Below are 18,844 nucleotides of genomic sequence, written 5' to 3'. Positions count from 1 at the left end.
CCGATCGGCCACGCGTCGCCGAACGTCCCTTGCCGGGCCTCCCTATCTGCAACGGGATTGCAGTTTTTGCGCAGCCGGTCGTCCTGCTATGGCCCTATTCGCCGCCCGTGCCGGGTTCCTCCGGCGCGTCCGGATCGTCGATGCCGCCTGGCTCGCCGCCGGCAGGATTTCGCACCACGGGCCCCGCGCGGCACAGGACGTGCGCCACCATTGCTCAGGTGAATTGACCTCCCTTATGCTTTCGGGGGTCAATCCGATTTGAATGGCCGCAGCCCGCCCGGCCGGCTGCGGCGGGGCGGCGTTCGTCCGCCCGCATCCAACTTGCCGTTCCGATGAAGACAGACGACACCATTTCCAATCCGTCCCCGCCGCTCGGACCCAACGATGCGCGCGATCTGCGGCACCGGTTCGCCGAGTTTCGCTTCGAGACCGTCGTCGGTGCGATCACCGACTACGCGGTGTTCATGCTCGACGCGCACGGCAACGTCGCGACGTGGAACGCGGGCGCCGAGCGCATCAAGGGATATCGCACGGCCGAGATCGTCGGCCATCATTTCTCGCGTTTCTATCCGCCCGACGCGATCGCGGCCGGGCGGCCCGCATTCGGGCTCCGGCATGCCGTCGCGCACGGCCACTTCGAGGACGAAGGCTGGCGCGTGCGCAAGGATGGGTCGCTGTTCTGGGCCAGCGTGACGATCACGGCCGTGCGCGACCATGCGGGCCAGCTCGCCGGCTTCATCAAGATCACGCGCGACATGACCGAGCGCAAGCGGCTGGCCGAGCTCGAAGTGTCAACGCACCGGCTCAGCGTGTTCATCGCGATGCTCGCGCACGAGTTGCGCAACCATCTCGCGCCGCTGCGCCATTCGGTCGGCGTGCTGCAGAGCCTGCCCGATCCGGCGCCCGGGCTCGCGCAATGCCGCGATGCCGTGCACCGCCAGGTCGGACACTTGACGCGGTTGGTCGACGACCTGCTCGACGTCGGGCGCATCACCGCCGGCAAGGTCGAACTCGACGACGCGCCGGTGACCGTGCGCGACCTCGTCTGCCGCGGCGTGGAAAGCATCCAGCCGAAGCTGGCCGCGCGCGGGCAGCACATTCGCGTCGATCTGCCGGCCGATCCGCTGGTCGTGCGCGGCGACGCCACGCGGCTCGTGCAGGTGTTGCACAACCTGCTCGACAACGCGTCGAAATTCTCGCCGCAAGGCGGCCGCATCGACGTCAGCGCGCACGCCGAGGGGCCGATCGTCGCGATCCGCGTAACCGATCACGGCGTCGGCATCGCGCCGGGCTCGCTCGAATCGATCTTCGACCTGTTCGAACAGGAAGCCGTGCCGGGCCGGCGCCCGTCGGACGGCTTCGGGCTCGGCCTCGCGATCTGCCGGTCGTTCGTCGAGTTGCACGGCGGGATGATCGCCGCTGAAAGCAGCGGCCCCGGCCATGGCGCGACGTTCACGGTGCGGCTGCCGCTCGAGCATGCCACGCGCGCGACGCCGGGCGATGCGCCCGCACCGCGCAGAACCGAACAACCGGCCCGTGCGCCGCTGCGCATCCTCATCGTCGACGACAACCGCGACTCCGCCGACACGCTCGCCGTGCTGCTGCAGGTCAAGGGCCACGCGCCGCGCGTCGCGTACAACGCGGACGACGCGCTGGCGTTCGCGGGCGACTTCGTTCCGCACCTGATGCTCGTCGACCTGTCGATGCCCGACGTCGACGGCTTCACGCTGCTGCGCCAACTGCGCGCGATCGACGCACTGGCCGGCACGACCTGTGTCGCGCTGTCCGGCCATGGGAGCCCGGCCGACTTCGCACGCACCGCGAGCGCGGGCTTCGACGATCACCTCGTCAAGCCCGTCGAGATGGCGGTGCTCGACGCGCTGCTGCAGCGCGTCGCCCGCAAGGTTCACGACGCGCGCTGAGCGCTCAGGTCATCGCGCGGCACATCGCGGCGCAGGTGTCGCATGCCAGCGCGCAGCGCCGGCAGTGGTCGTGCGCGTGCTGCAGGCATTCGGCCGCGCACAGCTCGCACGCATGCGCACAAAGCGCGCATACCTGAGGCGCGAGCGCGCTGCCGCGTGCCATCGCGCCCGATGCAAGGCGGCACAGCTGCGCGCAGTCGATGTCGAGTGCGATGCAGCCTACCAGGGCGTGCGCTTCCGGTTCCGTGAGGCACCCGGCGATACAGGCGTCGCACGCATGCGCGCACGCGTCGCACGCGGCCATGCAGTTGTCGTAGCGATCGTTGATCTGGTTCATCACAGCCCTCCTCGTTCCGGTTCGCATCGTCGTGGCGTCAGCGTCACCTTCATCCAGCCTGGCTCGCGCACGTCGAACGCGCGATACGCGTCGACCGCATCGGCCACGTCGGCGACTTCCGGGTCGGGTACCGTATCGATTCGAATATCGCCGATGCCGTGAAATACGACTGCTTTCATGTCAGGCCCTCCTTGTCGAAAGCGGAAACGGTGTGGACACCGTCGCGCTGTTCGAGCAAGGCGCGCGCCCGTCGGCGTCGCACTCCGGCCTGCTGCCTTCTCAGTCGGTGGGTGTGGCGACGCCGATCGTCATGCCGATCGCAGCCGTCAGCGGCAGGAACACGGGACTATTCGCGATCGGGTGCGTGATCGTGAATAGCGTCGGGAACACCTCGACGGAGCAGTCGAAGTCGCGGTGCATCTGCTCATGTCCGGTTCGGCGGTCTCCGCGCATGTCGCGACACTGCAACGACCGTTGCATACGCAACACCTTGACCGGAGCGTGCACCGCTCAATGCACGGTCGGCAGCCTGCTCACGCGTGCGTCGCGCCCTGCTGCTCGAGCGCCACTTCCGCGCGCAGGCAATCGAGATCGCGGCCGATCGTCGCGACCGCGAGCCGGGCGTTGCCGCGCCAGTACGTCACCGAAGCGTCGTGCGCGTCGAGATCGCCGTCGATCTCGACGCGGTCCCATTGCTCCGCGTGGCCGACATAGCGTACCGTCAGGTCGTAGTGCTGGCTCCAGAAGAACGGCACCGCGTCGAACGGCTGCTGGCGGCCGAGCATGTTGTGCGCCGCGGCGATTCCCTGTTGCTCCGCGACGACCCAGTGCTCGACGCGAATGCGTTCGCCCGTCAGCGGATCGGGCCAGCGTGCGATGTCGCCGGCCGCGTAGATGTCCGGCGCGCTCGTCTTCAGGAAACGGTCGACCGTCACGCCTCGATCAACGAGCAACCCCGCGTCTTGCGCGAGCGCGAAGTTCGGATGCACGCCGATGCCGACCAACACGACATCCGCCGGCAGCACATCGCCGTTCGACAGCGTGACGTGATCCTGCGCGATCTGCGTGGGCGTCGCGCCGAGATGGAACACCACGCCGTGCGACTCGTGCAGCGCGCGGATCGTGTCGCCGAGCGCGTCGCCGAGCACGCGTGCCATCGGCCGCGCATCGGGCGCGACCACCGCTACGTCGAGCCCGCGCGTGCGCAGCGCGGCGGCCGCTTCGAGGCCGATGAAGCTCGCGCCGACCACGACGCAGCGACGCGCGGTCTTCAGCTTGCCGATCAGCGCATCGCAATCGGCGCGCGAGCGCAGCACGCACACGTGCGGAAGATCGGCGCCCGGTACGATCAGGCGGTTCGGCTCGGCACCGGTGGCGAGCAGCAGCGCGCCGTAGCCGACGCGGCTGCCATCCGCGAGCTCGACCGCGTGTTGCGCGGGGTCGATCCGCGCGACACGCGTGCCGCAGCGCACGTCGATGCGCTGGTCGGTATAGAACGACGCCCCGCGCAGCGGCAGCCAGTCGGCTTCGGCCGTGCCGGCCAGATAGTCCTTCGACAGGTTCGGTCGATCGTACGGCGGCTCGCTGTCCGCGCTCAGCAGCGTGATCGCGTGCGGGTAGCCTTCCTGCCGCAGCGTCACGGCCGCCGCGATAGCGGCCGCGCCACCGCCGACGATCACCACCGATGCGGGCCATCCGGCCGCGTTCGACACGGGCGGCGACGCGGCAGGCTGCGGGCCGAGCACGACCGCACGGCCGTCCCGACGTTCGACGCGCCAGCACGTCAGGCCGTCGAGCGCCGGCGCGCGCAGCCGTTCGCCGGTGCGCAAGCAGAACGCCGCGTGATGCCACGGGCAGCGAATCGTGTCGCCGACCAGCAGCCCTTCGGCCAGCGGTGCGCCGTAGTGAGGGCATTGCGCGCTCACGGCAAACAGCGCGTCGGCGCGGCGCACCAGCAGCACCGTGGCGTCGCCGACCTGGCCCTCGATCATCGCGCCGTCGGCGATGTCATCGAGCGAAATGCCCCGCGCAAGATCGGGGCGTGAAGACGATGCGTCGCTTCCGGACATGGCGTGGCTCCCGGCTGAGGTAACGATCCCATTATCGGCGTCCTTCCTGAAAAGAGCAGGGACGGCCGACCCCGCAGCGCACGCAAACGCGGAGCATGGCTCGTATGCGATCCGCGACCGGCATGGAGCGTCAGCGACGCTGCGGCGCAACACGCTGGATACGCGTGCGCGGGATCCGGCGGCCGGAGCAATCCGCATGCCGTGTGCGACATATGGATTGCCGAGCGTCCCGAGCGGGCCGTCCTTGAACGGCCAATCCGCGCCGGGAACGGCAAGCTTGCCAGCTGCGTCCATTTCAACGATGACACCGTTATCGTTATGGAATCCTTTGTTATTCTCCGAAAGCGCCAGCCAGGCACGCGGCCTTAACGACGCATGTGCGCATCCTCCTCGACATCGTCGACTTCCGCCGGAAAACGATGCTGACCGAAGCTGAGGATCAGTACGCCCACCGCAAGCAGCACGATCCCGAACGTGGTCATCAGCATTCGCTCGGGGCTGTCGGTGGCGCCGCGCAGGATCAGGTCGCGCGCGAGCGACGTCATCGCGATGAACAGCGGAAAGCGCACCGGCGGCCGGCCGAGTCGCAGGTAGCGCACGTCCATCGCGAGCACTTCGAGATACAGGAACATCAGCAGCAGGTCGGTCAGCGACACCTCACCCGCGAGCACGACCTTCCACGCTTCCTGCGCCATCGCGAACGCGGTCGCGAGGCCGATCACGATCAGCCCGGCCATCTCGGCCGCATGGAGGAAGTGTCCGAAGCGGCGGCGGATGCGCTCGGCGGCCGTATCGGCGGAAACAGTGGACGTATTCAACGCGATGACTCGTGCAATGGCATCGGTGCCGCGATCGACGCTCCGTCGACGCGGTTGATGGTTTCGAGCGGCGGAAAGCCCCCGCCGAGTGAATCCTGAACGGTTGCGCACGCATCGATCCGGGCGATGGCTTGCGCGACCTCGACCAGCGTCCTCCTACAGCACAGGTGGAACGCGACGCCGGCATCGGTACACGCCATGGCGTCGCCGCGTTTCAGGTCGGACGCCGCACCGGGTGCCCCGCCATGCTCGACCACCGCGACGAAAATCGGCATCGCTTCCAGCAGGTTCATCATGATGGTCCTCGTCGGTGGGCGGAGCGAACCTAATCTACTGTACGCACCGCACCCGCTCAAGAGCACAGCGCCGCGCGCTTCAGGAGTACAGCCGCGCGCCCGCGACGCGAAATCGGACCCTGACCAGTCCATTCGAATCACAGATTGCCGATACGTGTTCCAAAGACCCGCCGAAGCTGCTAGATTGCATGCTCGACGACGTTACGCAGTGCGGCGAGGTCATGCGCCGGGCGAACGCGCGGCCATCCTGCCTGCCTCCCCTTGCGCGCCCGGGCGGCAGGCCGCCGCTGCCACGGCCCGTTGCGCGACGCCCGCGCAACGTCCTTCATCCGCATGTCACAAAGAGAACAGTCGAATGACACAGTCCAACCGTGCGTCTTCGCGCGCCGCGGCGTTCGCGGCCCGTCCGTCCCGACATGACTGACCGGCAGGCCGCGATGCAAACCCTTCCCCCGCTCTCCCAGGCCGTTCACAGTCCGATCACGCGCAGCGCGATCTTCCTCGTCGCAACCGTCAACCCGGGCGCCGACCGCGCCGATACGATCCGCGCGTGGTGCGGCGACATCGCCGCGCTCGTGCGCTCGGTCGGCAAGCGCGTGCCGGGCGGCAACCTGTCCTGCGTATGCGGCTTCGGCGCCGACGCATGGGATGCGCTGTTCGGCGATCCGCGCCCCGCGTCGCTGCATCCGTTCCGCGAATTCGGCGCCGGCCAGCGTGTCGCCGTCGCGACGCCGGGCGACATCCTGCTGCACATCCGCGCCGAGGCAATGGACCTGTGCTTCGAACTCGCCACTCAATTGCTCGGCGCGCTGGGCGACGCAGTCACGGTCGTCGACGAGGTGCACGGCTTCCGCAACTTCGACCAGCGCGCGATGATCGGTTTCGTCGACGGCACCGAGAACCCGGAAGGCCGCGAGGCGGTCGACTTCACGGTGATCGGCAACGAGGATCCGGCATTCGCGGGCGGAAGCTACGTGATCGTGCAGAAGTACCTGCACGACATGGCCGGCTGGAACGCGCTCGCGGTCGAGACGCAGGAACGCATCATCGGGCGCACCAAGCTGTCCGACATCGAGCTCGCGCCGGACGTGAAACCGTCGTGCTCGCACAGCTCGCTGACCACGCTCGACGAAGACGGCAAGGAAGTGAAGATCCTGCGCGACAACATGCCGTTCGGGCGCCCCGGCTTCGGCGAATTCGGCACCTATTTCATCGGCTACGCGCGCTCGCCGGCGCCGATCGAGCAGATGCTCGAGAACATGTTCGTCGGCCGCCCGCCCGGCAACTACGACCGGCTGCTCGACTACAGCCGCGCGGTCACCGGCTCGCTGTTTTTCGTGCCGTCGGCCGACCTGCTCGAAGCGCTCGCCGATCGCGCCGCACCGGCCGACGCCACCGCCGCGCGGCCGGCACCCACCTCGTCCGAGTCGCGTCGTGACGGCTCGCTGAACATCGGATCGCTGAAAGGAGCCAAAGCCCATGAATAACCTGCACCGCGAACTCGCGCCGGTTTCCTCGTCCGCCTGGGAGCAGATCGAGGAGGAAGTGGCACGTACCTTCAAGCGCTCGGTGGCCGGGCGCCGCGTGGTCGACGTCGAGGGCCCCGCCGGCCCTGAGCTGTCGGCCGTCGGCACCGGGCACCTGGTGGAGGTCACCGCGCCGCGCGAGCTGGTGAATGCGCGGCTGCGCGAAGTGCGCACGATCGTCGAGCTGACGGTGCCGTTCGAATTGAGCCGCGATGCGATCGACAGCGTCGAGCGCGGTGCGCGCGACGCCGACTGGCAGCCGGCGAAGGAGGCCGCGCAGCGGCTCGCGTTCGCCGAGGACAACGCTATTTTCGACGGCTACCCGGCCGCCGGCATCCTCGGCATCCGCGAAGGCACGTCGAACCGCAAGCTCACGCTGCCGGCGGACGTCAGCGCGTACCCGGATGCGATCAGCGACGCGCTCGAAGCACTCCGGCTCGCGGGCGTCGACGGCCCGTACTCGGTGGTGCTCGGCTCGGACGCGTACACTACGCTCAGCGAGGCGCGCGACCAGGGTTATCCGGTCCTCGGCCACATCAAGCGCATCGTCAGTGGCGAGATCATCTGGGCGCCGGCGATCAGCGGTGGCTGCGTACTATCGATGCGCGGCGGCGATTACGAATTGCACCTCGGGGAAGACGTATCGATCGGCTACACGAGCCATAACGACAAGGCCGTCCGCCTGTACCTGCGCGAAACGTTCACGTTCCTGATGCTGACGAGCGAAGCATCGGTGGCCGTGGCGCCGCAGGGCAATCCGGCGGCCTGACCGCAGTCGCCTGCGCGCGATGCCCGCCCACCGGGCGTCGCGCGCGACCGGCCGCGGCGCCGGCCGCATGTTCGTCGCCGATCGGACCCATCTTGCATGGAGCATGCCATGAGCGATACGAATGATGCACTGCAGGCGCTGCAAGCGTCGGTCGACAATCTGAAGAAGACGGTCGACGCGAACGCCGGCAGCCAGGCCGGCGACTCCGCCGTGCTGTTTACCGTCGTGTCGCTGATTCTGGCCGAGTTGCCGCCCGACACGCGCAACCTGATCGAGGATTCATTCTCCGTCTGGGCCAATGATCTGCCGAATGCCGCGCTGTCGACGGACGTGAAGCAGATCGCTCGCCAACGGCTCGCGATGACACTGTCCGACTGATCGTGGTTCGCCACGGTGGGCGCCCTGTCCGGCCCGTACCGTGCAACCCGACCTCTCCTTCGGCCGCCATGCACGCATCGGCTGCGGTGCGCGTGTGGCCCGCCATGACCGGTTCGCGTACGCCACCGGCGCTCGCGCTCGCAATGCGGCACGTCCGCCGCGCTGGTCAATCCGCATCTCCCTCCGTTTTCCGGCAACCGGCGCCCTGCGCGCCGATGTCGCACCGCGATACGCTCGCGTGCCGCTCCTCCCCGCCTCCAGTCAGCGCACGCGGCGCATGCCGCACGCGCCCGTGCCGCCGCGTGCGCGCACGTCTGTACTCCTTGCCCCCCGCGCGTGCGCGCACGTAAGGGTGCAATTCGCGGTCGGTCCGGTGTGGAACTGTGTCTTGGATGCCGCCCGCCGATTCGCTATTTTGACCGCAGTCGAAGCGATGCCGTGGGCTCCTCGCAGCACTCGCGCTTCCCGCCCCGACCGCGACCGTGTGACACGCCGGCGCGCACTGCGCGACAGCGTGGGCGCAGCGCGCGCACCACCGCGCCGCGCGTCGTGTGTTCGCGGTCGGGACGCGCGAGCGCCGCACCGCATCGGGAATTCCCCCTTCGACCCACTTTTACCGACAGGAGCCAGACCGCCATGGCCTCACTTTGCGATATCTGCCATGCCCGCCCGGCCGTTGCGCGCGCAACCGTGATGCAGGACGGCGAGCGCAAGACGATTTCGATCTGTGACTACCATTTCCGTCAACTGATGCGGCATCAGAGCATGCTGAACCCGTTCGATTCGCTGCTGGGCGGAGGCGGCTCGTCGTCGCTGTTCGGCGGGCTCGACGACGAAGCGCCGCTCGCCGCCGAGGTGCCGCGCGAATCGGTCGACCCGACCGACGCGTTCAGCGAACAGACGCTCGAACTGCTGCAGCGCGCGGCCGAAAAGGCGCACGAACTGCGCCGCAGCGAACTCGACTCCGAACACCTGCTCTACGCGCTCGCGGACACCGACGTGTGCGCCGCGCTGCTGAAGGAACTGAAGCTGTCGCCGCAGGACATCAAGTCGTATATCGACGAGCATGCGCACACCGGCACGGCCGCCGCCGATGCGCCACTCGACAAGCTGTCGATCTCGCCGCGCGTGAAGAAGGCCGTGCAATACGCGTTCCAGGCGTCGCGCGATCTCGGCCACTCGTATATCGGCCCCGAGCACCTGCTGATCGGGCTCGCATCGGTGCCGGACAGCATCGCCGGCACGCTGCTGAAGAAGTACGGAGTGACGCCCGAAGCGCTGCGCCAGAAGGTCGTGAAGGTGGTCGGCAAGGGCGCAGAGGACGGCCGCGTCGACACGCCGACCGGCACGCCGAACCTCGACAAGTTCGGCCGCGACCTCACCGCGCTCGCGCGCCAGGGCAAGCTCGACCCCGTGCTCGGCCGCGCGCAGGAAATCGAAAGCACGATCGAGGTGCTCGCACGCCGCAAGAAGAACAACCCGGTTCTGATCGGCGAGCCGGGCGTCGGCAAGACGGCGATCGTCGAAGGGCTCGCGCAGCGGATCGTCAACGGGGACGTGCCCGAGGTGCTGCGCAACAAGCGGCTCGTCGAGGTCAACATCAATTCGATGGTGGCAGGCGCCAAGTATCGCGGCGAATTCGAGGAGCGCGCGAAGCAGCTGATCGACGAAGTGACTGCAAAGCAGAACGAACTGATCCTGTTCATCGACGAACTTCACACGATCGTCGGCGCGGGCCAGGGAGGCGGCGAAGGCGGCCTCGACATCGCGAACGTGCTGAAGCCCGCGCTCGCGCGCGGCGAGCTGAGCCTGATCGGCGCGACGACGCTCAACGAATACCAGAAGTACATCGAGAAGGATGCGGCACTGGAACGGCGCTTCCAGCCGGTGTTCGTGCCGGAGCCGAGCGTCGAGCAGACGATCGTGATCCTGCGCGGGCTGCGCGACAGCCTCGAGGCGCACCACCAGGTGACATTCGCCGACGACGCGTTCGTCGCGGCCGCGGAATTCGCCGACCGCTACATCACGTCGCGCTTCCTGCCCGACAAGGCGATCGACCTGATCGACCAGGCCGCCGCACGCGTGCGGATCGGCGCGACGTCGCGCCCCGTCGACATCCAGGAGGGCGAAGCACAGATCGCGCAACTGAAACGCGAGCAGGACTACGCGACGTCGCGCAAGCGCTTCGACGAAGCGAAGCAGTTCGAAGAACAGATCAACGAGAAGCAGAATACGCTCGATGAAAAAATGGAGGCGTGGCAGCGCAAGACCGGCTCCGAAACGCTCGAGGTGACAGTCGAGTCGGTTGCCGAAGTCGTGTCGCGTCTGACCGGCATCCCCGTGTCCGAACTCACGCAGGAAGAGCGCCAGAAGCTGCTGAAGATGGAAGAGCAGCTGCGCGAGCGCGTGGTGGGCCAGAGCGACGCGGTGGTGGCCGTCAGCGACGCCGTGCGGCTGTCGCGCGCGGGGCTCGGCCAGACCCACCGGCCAATCGCGACGTTCCTGTTCCTCGGGCCGACGGGCGTCGGCAAGACCGAGCTCGCGAAGGCGCTGGCCGAGACCGTGTTCGGCGACGAGCAGGCGATCATCCGCATCGACATGTCCGAGTACATGGAACGGCATGCGGTCGCGCGGCTGATCGGCGCGCCGCCCGGCTACGTCGGCTACGACGAAGGCGGCCAGCTCACCGAGCGCGTGCGGCGCCGCCCGTACAGCGTGATCCTGCTCGACGAGATCGAGAAGGCACATCCGGACGTCTACAACGTGCTGCTGCAGGTGTTCGACGACGGCCGCCTGACCGACGGCAAGGGCCGCGTGGTCGACTTCAGCAACACGATCATCATCGCGACAAGCAACCTCGGCGCAGCGATCATCATGGACAACCTGACGCAGCCGGAAGCCGCGCGCAAGACCGACAAGGCGATCCGCGACGAACTGATGCAGGTGCTGAAGGGCCATTTCCGCCCCGAGTTCCTGAACCGGATCGACGAGGTGATCGTCTTCCACGCGCTGTCGAAGGAGAACATCCGCGCGATCGTGCAGATCCAGCTCGACCGCGTGGTGCGCACGGCCGCCGCGCAGGACATCACGCTCGTGATGGGCGATGCGCTCGTCGAGCACCTGACCGAATCCGGCTACCAGCCGGAGTTCGGCGCGCGCGAGCTGAAGCGCCAGATCCGCCAGACCATCGAGACCAAGCTCGCGAAGGAGATCCTCGCCGACCGGCTGAAGTCGGGCGACCGCGTCAAGGTCGACTACGACAAGGACAGCGACGAAGTGAAGTTCGACAAGCTCGCCGCGCCTGAAGCGAAAGACGCGAAGGACGCGAAGAAGGACGCCGACGGCAACGCGAAACCAGACGGCAAGGCGGCCGCCAGCGCATCCGACAACGCGAACGCGAGCGATGCGCCCGCCGACCTGCCGCCGCCCACCGCAAAGCAGTCCGGCAAAAAGTCGCACGGCGCGAAGAAGGACAAGCACTGACACCCCGCCTGCCCCGCAGCCCGGGCCCGCATGACCGGCTCCGTTCGCCGGACGGAGCCGCCTCACGCCGCGACGCGGCGCAACCCGAGCCACCCCGCAGCGGGTCCGGCTCATGGAGATTCAGATGACAAATCGACGCGAGGTGCCAGGCATCAGGAAGTACGATGGGCCCGCTGGCGGTTGGGGCGCGCTTCGCGCGACTGCCGAGGCCGTGCGCACGCAGATGGAAACCATCGAGGCGCCGATCGTGCTGATGCGGACCAACCAGCCCGACGGTTTCGACTGCCCCGGCTGTGCATGGCCCGACAAGGAACACAAGTCGACGTTCCAGTTCTGCGAGAACGGCGCGAAGGCTGTCACGTGGGAAGCGACGACCAAACGCGTAACCCCCGAGTTCTTCGCGGCGAACACGGTATCGTCGCTGCTGCGGATGTCCGACTACGCGCTGGAGAACATGGGCCGGCTCACGCATCCGCTCGCCTACGATCGCGCGACCGACACGTTCCGCGCGGTCGAATGGGATGACGCATTCGCGCGCATCGGCGAGGTGCTGCGCGCGCTGCCGCCCGAGCAAGTCGAGTTCTATACGTCGGGCCGCGCGTCGAACGAAGCCGCGTACCTGTATCAGCTCTTCGCGCGCGAGCTCGGCACCAACAACTTCCCGGACTGCTCGAACATGTGCCACGAGCCGACCAGCGTCGGCCTGCCGCAGTCGATCGGGATCGGCAAGGGCACGGTGTCGCTGGAGGATTTCGACCACTGCGAGCTGATCATCTCGATCGGCCACAACCCCGGCACCAACCACCCGCGGATGATGGGCACGCTGCACGAATGCTCGCGCCGCAACGTGCCGATCATCGTGTTCAATCCGCTGCGCGAGCGCGCGCTCGAACGCTTCGCGGATCCGCAGGACATGATCGAGATGGCGTCGTTCGGCTCGACGCGCATCGCGTCGACGTACTACCAGGTCGACGCGGGCGGCGACGCGGCCGCGCTGAAAGGCATCATGAAGGCGCTGCTGCAGCTCGAGGCCGAGCGCGGCGACGTGCTCGACCGCGACTTCATCGCGCAGCACACCGACGGCTTCGACGCGTTCTCCACCGACCTGCAGGCGACGTCGTGGGACGACATCGAGCGCGCGAGCGGCCTGAGCCAGGCGCAGCTCGAGCAGGTCGCGCTCGCCTATGCGAAGTCGAACGCGACGATCGTCACGTACGGGATGGGCGTCACGCAGCACAACAAGGGCACCGCGACCGTGCGCCTGATCGCCGACCTGCTGCTGATGCGCGGCAACTTCGGCAAGCCCGGTGCGGGCATCTGTCCGCTGCGCGGCCACTCGAACGTGCAGGGCAACCGCACGGTCGGCATCACCGAGAAGCCGTCGGCCGAGTTCCTGCAAAAGATCGAGGACGTATGCGGCTTCAAGCCGCCCGCGCATCACGGGCACGACGCGGTGCAGGCGATGCAGGCGATGATCGACGGCCAGGCCAAGGCGCTGCTGTGCCTCGGCGGCAACTTCGCGGTCGCGCTACCCGACCCCGAGCTGTCGTTCCCCGCGATGGCGAAGCTCGATCTGAGCGTGCATCTCGGCACGAAGCTGAACCGCTCGCATCTGCTGGTGGCAAAGGAAACCTACATCCTGCCCGTGCTCGGCCGCACCGAGCTCGACATGCAGGCGAGCGGCCGGCAGTCGATCACCGTCGAGGATTCGATGTCGATGGTCCATGCGTCGGCCGGCAAGCTCAAGCCGGCGTCCGACCAATTGCGCTCGGAGCCCGCGATCGTCGCGGGGATCGCGCACGCGACGCTGCCGAACAGCAAGGTCGCGTGGCTCGATCTGATCGCCGACTACGACCGCATCCGCGACCTGATCGACAAGACGGTGCCCGGCTTCGAGGCGTTCAACGAGCGGATCCGCGTGCCGGGCGGCTTCCGCCTGCCGCTGCCGCCCACCGAGCGCGTGTGGCCGACGCCGACCGGCAAGGCGATGTTTTCGGTCTACAAGGGCGTGAAGGAAGACGCCGACGTGCTCGGCGCCGAGCAGGTGCTGCGGCTCATCACGCTGCGCAGCCACGACCAGTACAACACGACGATCTACGGGCTCGACGACCGCTATCGCGGCGTGTTCGGGCGGCGCGACGTGCTGTTCATGAACGCGACCGATCTCGCGAAGTACGGGCTCGAACACGGCGACCTCGTCGACATCGAGACGATCACCGCATCCGGCCGCACGTTGCGCCTCGAGCAGATCACCGCGATCGAGTACGACATCGCGCCGGGGTCGGTCGGCGCGTATTACCCGGAAGCGAACGTGCTCGTGCCGCTCGACTACATCGACAAGGAAAGCGGCACGCCGTCGTACAAGTCGGTGCCGGTGCGGGTCTCCCGCTCCGCGGTCGTGTGATCCGCGGGTGGGCAGGTTCGCGACGTACGGCACGCCACGAACCTGAACCTGCCCGCCGCCCCTCCTCACCTTCTCCCGGCCGCCCCTCCTCACCTTCTCCCGGCCGCCGCTTCGCATCCGATGCGGCGGCCGCTTCCTTTCATCGCGTCGAACGACCCGCTTGCCGCACCGACGACGACGGCAGCTGCGCGCCCGTCTGCCGTGGCAGCCCGGTCCTTGAAGCAATCTACTGACGAATACCTTGCGATCGTCGGGTAGGAAAGATCGCATCGCTGGATCTGGACGACGACAGCCCGGGCTGGTGGCGTCCCAACGACTCGACGCTGCCCCTGCGGCCCCTGTCCCGACAATTCTTGACCTTGTCCACACCGCCGAACTGGTAGGATGCCCGTCGCCTGGGCGTGGACGGCAGCCAAACGACGTTCAACCGTCCCTTTTTATGCCCGCGACCGGCCAGCCCGGCCGCCCGCCCAGACGACACGGTGCCCCAGCCGCACCCAGCCCCCGTTGAAGCCCGCGACACCCCGGCGTCGCCCCACGCGACCCGTTGCAGCAACCGTTGGAGTGGCGCACGTTGCGCCTGCAAGCATGAAGAAACTGAAGCAGCACATCCGCACCCTGAGCGACATGGACCGCACGCCGCTGGCACGCGCCGGCGCGCTGCTGCTGATGGCCGGCCTGCTGTACCTGCTGTGGCCGTCGGCAGAAACCGCCTACCTCGCGATGGAGTCGGTCCTGCGCTGACGCAACGCCCATCCCCGCACTACGCTATACTCGCGCAATGCAAACCAAACCTGCCTCGCCGAACGTGCATCGCTGGTGGCGCGCCTGACCCAGGCGGCCCGTTTCCTTTTGCATGTCCCGAACGTGATGCCGCCAGCCATGGCGGCATCGTCGTTTCTGCGCTCACGTCATGGCTGGTGGCTTCGATAACCCGGAGCCAATCCACACATGACGCACCCGACCCGACCGACCATCCTCACCGGCGACCGCACGACCGGCCCGCTGCATCTCGGCCATTACATCGGCTCGCTGCGCGCGCGCGTGCAGATGCAGCACGAGGCGACGCAGTTCCTGCTGCTCGCCGACACGCAGGCGCTGACCGACAACATGGGCCGCCGCCAGCGCGTCACCGAGAACGTGATCGAGGTCGCGCTCGACTACCTGGCCGTCGGCATCGATCCGGCGATCTCGACGATCGTCGTCCAGTCGCAGGTGCCCGAGCTCGCCGAGCTGTCGCAATACCTGCTCAACCTCGTGACGGTCGCGCGCCTCGAGCGCAATCCGACCATCAAGGAAGAAATCCGCCTGCGCGGCTTCGAGCGTGACATCCCGGCCGGCTTCCTGACCTACCCCGTCAGCCAGGCGGCCGACATCACCGCGTTCAAGGCGACGCACGTGCCGGTCGGCGACGACCAGCTGCCGATGATCGAGCAGACCAACGAACTCGTGCGCCGCTTCAACGCGACGGTCGACAAGCCCGTGCTGGTGGAATGCGAGGCCGTGCTGTCGGCGGTCACGCGGCTGCCGGGCATCGACGGCAAGGCGAAGATGAGCAAGTCGCTCGGCAACGCGATCACGCTCGGCGCGACGCCCGACGAGATCGCGCAGGCCGTGAAGGACATGTACACGGACCCGAACCACCTGCGCGTGAGCGATCCCGGCCAGGTCGAAGGCAACGTCGTGTTCACGTTCCTCGACGCGTTCGAGCCCGATGTGCAGAAAGTCGACGAACTGAAGGCGCACTATCGTCGTGGCGGACTCGGCGACAGCGTCGTCAAGCGCGTGCTGAACGAGCGGCTGCAGGCGCTGATCGAGCCGATCCGTGCGCGTCGTCGCGAATTCGAGGCGGACAAGGCGGAGGTGATGGCGATCCTGAAGCGCGGCACGATGCACGCGCGCGAGGTGGCCGGCGCGACGCTGGCCGAGGTGAAAGGCGCGATGGGGCTGACGTACTTCGATTGAGCCGCGCGCGCAGCAAACGCGACCGGGCGGCGAGGCGCGGCGGCGTGCCGGCGCCGCGCTCGTCGGCTACCCAACGGCACAACGCCGTGCCGTTGGCAATCAGTCGTCGGCACATGCCGTCACGGCCGCTCGTGCGCCGATGGCGCAACGTGGCACACGGCCTCGATCCGGTTGCCGGCCGGATCGACGACAAAGGCCGCATAGTAGTCGGCGTGATAGTGCGGCCTCAGGCCCGGGTCGCCGTCGGGCCGCCCGCCCGCGGACAGCCCTGCCTCGAAAAATGCACGCACCTGCTCGCGGGAAGCCGCCTTGAAGCACCAGTGTCGCTTGCTCGTTCCGACTTCGGCGGGATCCAGATAAATCGCCAGGTAGGTCGATGCGGTGTCGTTGGCATTGCAACGTTCGCCGTAACCGAGCGCGGTGCCGCGGTCATAAACCTTGATCGCGCCCAGCGCGGCCATGACACCGTCGTAGAAAGGGCGTGCCCGGTCGATATCCGGAACGCCGATGGACACGTGGTCAAGAAGTTGCATGATGTTGGCTCCATTGAACGAGCACGAGTCTACACACACTTCCTTGGTCCACTCCGCCGATGTCGCGTAGGCGCGATCGTTTCCCCGTCTCAACGCACACGCCACCTCACGCCATCATGACGCCCCGGGAAATGATCGACCGCCTCGAGATCGTCGACGAAGATGCGCATCACGTAGATGCGCATGTGACGCGCTTCCGATCGTGCGTGCCGCTGCGCGCGTCGCGGTGCCGCTCATGTGATCTGATACGTCGACGCCGGCACGAACTCCTCCGGCATCGCGCGATCGCCCAGCTCGAGCACCGACCGCTCGATCGTGCGGGCCATCGCATCGAGCGCAAGCGCGTTCGGTGCGAGGCCGAACGGCTCCGCTACCTCGTTTGCGATCGCTTCGAGCGCGATCAGCGTGTACGAGATGAATACGCAAATCAGCGGCGTAAAGAATTCCGTCGAATCGACGAGGCCGAACGGCAGCAGCACGCAATAGGCATAGACGGTGCGATGCAGCAGCACGCTGTACGAAAACGGGATCGGTGTCGTCAGGATCCGCTCGCAGCCGCCCACCGTCTTGCCCAACTCGGCCAGTTGCGCATCGAACATCCAGCACGTTGCTTCGCTGCCTGGCGCGCGGCCCAGCGCGCGGACGATTCCGCCGCGCAGTTCATCGAGAATCGCGACGGGCTGGTAGCACTTGTGCGCGAACGTGGCGGCGCGCTCGACGCCGAGGATGCGCTGCAGGTCCTGCGCCGGATCGGTATGACGCAGCTGATGCTTCAACGCATACGTGAACGCGATCAGCAGATCGGCGAGCCGGTTGCGCTCCGCGTCGCCGACGCTGTCGGGCAGATAGCGCCGCAGCTGCGACGTGACGGTGCGCGCCGCGATCAGCAGGTTGCCCCACAAAAGCCGCGCCTCCTTGAAGCGGTCGAAGCTCGCGTTGTTGCGAAACGCGAGGAAGATCGCGAGTGCCAGCCCGAACAGCGTGAACGGTGCGGTGTTCAGCGGAATCTTCTCGCCGAAGATGCGCCCGTTCGTGAAGACCGCCAGCGTGCTGACGATCGCCATGAACACGAGTTGCGGAATGATCGATTGCAGCACGGAGCCGTTCCATATGAACAGCATCCTGAGCCAGTTTTGTCGTGGTCTGACGATCATGGTGTTATCTAGACTGTCGATGAAATGCGCAATGCGAATCACCGCCGCCCGATGTGCAACGGCCCGCGCGTGGCGGGCCGCTGTCCGGTCGATACCGGGCCGCGTGACGCGATTCACCGCGCTTGCGCATGATGATACGCCCGCGCACGCGCTGCCCCGTCACCGGGGCGCGCCGGTCAGTCAGTGATAGCCGGCGTCGCCCTCGCGCACCTTGCCGCGAAACACGTAGTACTGCATCGCGTTGTACACGAGGATGACCGGCAGCACGATCACCGTGCCGACGAGCGCGAACAGCTGGCTCGAATGGCTGGACGACGCATCCCAGATCGTCAGCGACGGCGGCACGATGTTCGGCCAGATGCTGATCACGAGCCCGGTGTAGCCGAGGAACACGAGCGCGAGCGTCAGCAGGAACGGTGTCGCCTCGTGCTCGCGCTTCACCGTGTGGAAGATGCCCCACACGCACGCGACGACGAGGATCGGCACCGGCAGGAACCAGCCGAGGTTGCCGCTGCCGAACCAGCGATGCGCGACGGCCGGCAGCCCGATCACGGTCCACAGGCTGACAACGCCCATCACCGCGAGCAGCACGCCCGTGAGCGGCTTCATCAGCATGCGCATCTTGCGCTGCAGCTCGCCGTCGACTTTCAGGATCAGCCAGCCGCAGCCGAGCGTCGCATAGGTGACGAGCACGCCGATCCCGCAGAACAGGCTGAACGGCGACAGCCAGTCGAACGGGCCGCCCGTGAACTGGTTGTTCTCGATCTTGATGCCCTGCAGCAGCGAACCGAGCACGATCCCCTGGCAGAACGCCGCGAGCGCGGAGCCGCCGATGAATGCGAGATCCCACATGTGTTGCGTGCGGGTCGCCTTTGCGCGCAGCTCGAACGCCGCGCCGCGGAAGATCAGCCCGACCACCATCAACACCAGCGGCAGGTAATTCGCGGGCAGCAGCGTCGAGTAGACGACCGGGAACGCGCCGTACAGGCCCGCGCCGCCGAGCACGAGAAAGGTCTCGTTGCCGTCCCATACCGGCGCGACGGTATTCAGCATGACTTCGCGTTCGGCCTTCGCGTCGAAGAACGGAAACAGCAGGCCGATGCCGAGGTCGAAGCCGTCGAGCATCACGTAGATGAACACGCCGAGGCCGATGATCGCGGCCCACACGACAGGAAGATCGATGTGCATGG

Annotated in this window: 17 protein-coding genes; 8 read left to right on the top strand and 9 right to left on the bottom strand. The window is 67.4% G+C overall.

Annotated features, from left to right (window positions below; translation table 11 throughout):
- Positions 1-332: 332 nt before the first annotated feature.
- Positions 333-1,922 (top strand): PAS domain-containing hybrid sensor histidine kinase/response regulator, encoded by a 1,590-nt coding sequence (locus tag WS75_RS13375; protein WP_059680877.1) that lies wholly within the window; start codon positions 333-335, stop codon positions 1,920-1,922.
- A 4-nt stretch (positions 1,923-1,926) separates the two neighbouring features.
- Here the strand turns inward: WS75_RS13375 and WS75_RS13370 are convergent, their stop codons facing one another.
- The 6 genes from WS75_RS13370 to WS75_RS13350 form a co-directional block, all read right to left on the bottom strand.
- A complete protein-coding gene (locus WS75_RS13370) occupies positions 1,927-2,259 on the bottom strand; it encodes a four-helix bundle copper-binding protein (protein ID WP_156429774.1) in 333 nt (110 codons plus the stop codon).
- Positions 2,259-2,438, bottom strand: coding sequence for a hypothetical protein (locus tag WS75_RS35075; protein ID WP_059680875.1), 180 nt, complete (start codon positions 2,436-2,438; stop codon positions 2,259-2,261). Before WS75_RS35075 ends, WS75_RS13370 begins: the two co-directional genes overlap by 1 nt.
- Before the next feature lie 100 nt (positions 2,439-2,538).
- Positions 2,539-2,679, bottom strand: a complete 141-nt coding sequence (locus WS75_RS33530; RefSeq protein WP_156429773.1) for a hypothetical protein — start codon at positions 2,677-2,679, stop codon at positions 2,539-2,541.
- Between the two features lie 113 nt (positions 2,680-2,792).
- Positions 2,793-4,328 carry an FAD-dependent oxidoreductase gene (locus WS75_RS13360; protein WP_059680874.1) on the bottom strand — a complete coding sequence of 512 codons (1,536 nt, stop codon included), beginning with the start codon at positions 4,326-4,328 and terminating at the stop codon, positions 2,793-2,795.
- 365 nt (positions 4,329-4,693) lie between these two features.
- A complete protein-coding gene (locus tag WS75_RS13355; RefSeq protein ID WP_059680873.1) occupies positions 4,694-5,146 on the bottom strand; it encodes a phosphate-starvation-inducible protein PsiE in 453 nt (150 codons plus the stop codon).
- Positions 5,143-5,442, bottom strand: a complete 300-nt coding sequence (locus WS75_RS13350; protein ID WP_059680872.1) for a hypothetical protein — start codon at positions 5,440-5,442, stop codon at positions 5,143-5,145. Before WS75_RS13350 ends, WS75_RS13355 begins: the two co-directional genes overlap by 4 nt.
- Positions 5,443-5,858: 416 nt before the next feature.
- Here WS75_RS13350 and WS75_RS13345 point away from each other — a divergent pair, with 416 nt between their 5' ends.
- From WS75_RS13345 to trpS, 7 genes are all read left to right on the top strand, one after another.
- Positions 5,859-6,929, top strand: coding sequence for a Dyp-type peroxidase (locus tag WS75_RS13345; RefSeq protein WP_059680871.1), 1,071 nt, complete (start codon positions 5,859-5,861; stop codon positions 6,927-6,929).
- The gene (locus tag WS75_RS13340) at positions 6,922-7,737 is read left to right on the top strand and encodes a family 1 encapsulin nanocompartment shell protein (protein ID WP_059680870.1); all 816 of its coding nucleotides are present in this window, start codon (positions 6,922-6,924) and stop codon (positions 7,735-7,737) included. Before WS75_RS13345 ends, WS75_RS13340 begins: the two co-directional genes overlap by 8 nt.
- 108 nt (positions 7,738-7,845) lie before the next feature.
- On the top strand, positions 7,846-8,115 hold the full coding sequence (locus WS75_RS13335; RefSeq protein ID WP_059681051.1) for a hypothetical protein: 270 nt from the start codon (positions 7,846-7,848) through the stop codon (positions 8,113-8,115).
- A gap of 636 nt (positions 8,116-8,751) precedes the next feature.
- Positions 8,752-11,598 carry an ATP-dependent Clp protease ATP-binding subunit gene (locus tag WS75_RS13330; RefSeq protein WP_059680869.1) on the top strand — a complete coding sequence of 949 codons (2,847 nt, stop codon included), beginning with the start codon at positions 8,752-8,754 and terminating at the stop codon, positions 11,596-11,598.
- 124 nt (positions 11,599-11,722) lie between these two features.
- A complete protein-coding gene (locus tag WS75_RS13325; RefSeq protein ID WP_059680868.1) occupies positions 11,723-14,002 on the top strand; it encodes an FdhF/YdeP family oxidoreductase in 2,280 nt (759 codons plus the stop codon).
- Positions 14,003-14,590: 588 nt separating this feature from the next.
- Entirely contained in the window at positions 14,591-14,746 is a 156-nt protein-coding gene (locus WS75_RS34105) for a hypothetical protein (protein WP_179948904.1), read from the top strand.
- Between the two features lie 207 nt (positions 14,747-14,953).
- A complete protein-coding gene (gene trpS, locus WS75_RS13320; RefSeq protein ID WP_059680867.1) occupies positions 14,954-15,967 on the top strand; it encodes a tryptophan--tRNA ligase in 1,014 nt (337 codons plus the stop codon).
- Positions 15,968-16,086: 119 nt separating this feature from the next.
- Here the strand turns inward: trpS and WS75_RS13315 are convergent, their stop codons facing one another.
- The 3 genes from WS75_RS13315 to cydB all read right to left on the bottom strand — a co-directional run bounded on the left by WS75_RS13315 (position 16,087) and on the right by cydB (position 18,842).
- Positions 16,087-16,500, bottom strand: coding sequence for a VOC family protein (locus tag WS75_RS13315; protein ID WP_059680866.1), 414 nt, complete (start codon positions 16,498-16,500; stop codon positions 16,087-16,089).
- A gap of 233 nt (positions 16,501-16,733) precedes the next feature.
- The gene (locus WS75_RS13310) at positions 16,734-17,654 is read right to left on the bottom strand and encodes a bestrophin family protein (RefSeq protein ID WP_059680865.1); all 921 of its coding nucleotides are present in this window, start codon (positions 17,652-17,654) and stop codon (positions 16,734-16,736) included.
- A 180-nt stretch (positions 17,655-17,834) separates the two neighbouring features.
- The gene (gene cydB / locus WS75_RS13305) at positions 17,835-18,842 is read right to left on the bottom strand and encodes a cytochrome d ubiquinol oxidase subunit II (protein WP_059680864.1); all 1,008 of its coding nucleotides are present in this window, start codon (positions 18,840-18,842) and stop codon (positions 17,835-17,837) included.
- Positions 18,843-18,844: the final 2 nt, after the last annotated feature.

The organism is Burkholderia sp. FL-7-2-10-S1-D7, from assembly GCF_001524185.1.
Taxonomy (GTDB): Bacteria; Pseudomonadota; Gammaproteobacteria; order Burkholderiales; family Burkholderiaceae; genus Burkholderia; species Burkholderia diffusa.
The sequence above is the reverse complement of the archived record's forward strand: the minus strand, read 5'-3'. Positions and strand labels throughout refer to the sequence as shown.

Coding starts and splice junctions, on each gene's coding strand:
- WS75_RS33530 (WP_156429773.1), bottom strand. CDS start 2,679: ATGCACCGCGACTTCGACTGCTCCGTCGAGGTGTTCCCGACGCTATTC.
- WS75_RS13340 (WP_059680870.1), top strand. CDS start 6,922: ATGAATAACCTGCACCGCGAACTCGCGCCGGTTTCCTCGTCCGCCTGG.
- cydB (WP_059680864.1), bottom strand. CDS start 18,842: ATGCACATCGATCTTCCTGTCGTGTGGGCCGCGATCATCGGCCTCGGC.
- WS75_RS13330 (WP_059680869.1), top strand. CDS start 8,752: ATGGCCTCACTTTGCGATATCTGCCATGCCCGCCCGGCCGTTGCGCGC.
- WS75_RS34105 (WP_179948904.1), top strand. CDS start 14,591: ATGAAGAAACTGAAGCAGCACATCCGCACCCTGAGCGACATGGACCGC.
- WS75_RS13325 (WP_059680868.1), top strand. CDS start 11,723: ATGACAAATCGACGCGAGGTGCCAGGCATCAGGAAGTACGATGGGCCC.
- WS75_RS13315 (WP_059680866.1), bottom strand. CDS start 16,500: ATGCAACTTCTTGACCACGTGTCCATCGGCGTTCCGGATATCGACCGG.
- WS75_RS13375 (WP_059680877.1), top strand. CDS start 333: ATGAAGACAGACGACACCATTTCCAATCCGTCCCCGCCGCTCGGACCC.
- WS75_RS13360 (WP_059680874.1), bottom strand. CDS start 4,328: ATGTCCGGAAGCGACGCATCGTCTTCACGCCCCGATCTTGCGCGGGGC.
- WS75_RS13310 (WP_059680865.1), bottom strand. CDS start 17,654: ATGATCGTCAGACCACGACAAAACTGGCTCAGGATGCTGTTCATATGG.
- WS75_RS13370 (WP_156429774.1), bottom strand. CDS start 2,259: ATGAACCAGATCAACGATCGCTACGACAACTGCATGGCCGCGTGCGAC.
- WS75_RS13335 (WP_059681051.1), top strand. CDS start 7,846: ATGAGCGATACGAATGATGCACTGCAGGCGCTGCAAGCGTCGGTCGAC.
- WS75_RS13350 (WP_059680872.1), bottom strand. CDS start 5,442: ATGATGAACCTGCTGGAAGCGATGCCGATTTTCGTCGCGGTGGTCGAG.
- WS75_RS35075 (WP_059680875.1), bottom strand. CDS start 2,438: ATGAAAGCAGTCGTATTTCACGGCATCGGCGATATTCGAATCGATACG.
- trpS (WP_059680867.1), top strand. CDS start 14,954: ATGACGCACCCGACCCGACCGACCATCCTCACCGGCGACCGCACGACC.
- WS75_RS13345 (WP_059680871.1), top strand. CDS start 5,859: ATGACTGACCGGCAGGCCGCGATGCAAACCCTTCCCCCGCTCTCCCAG.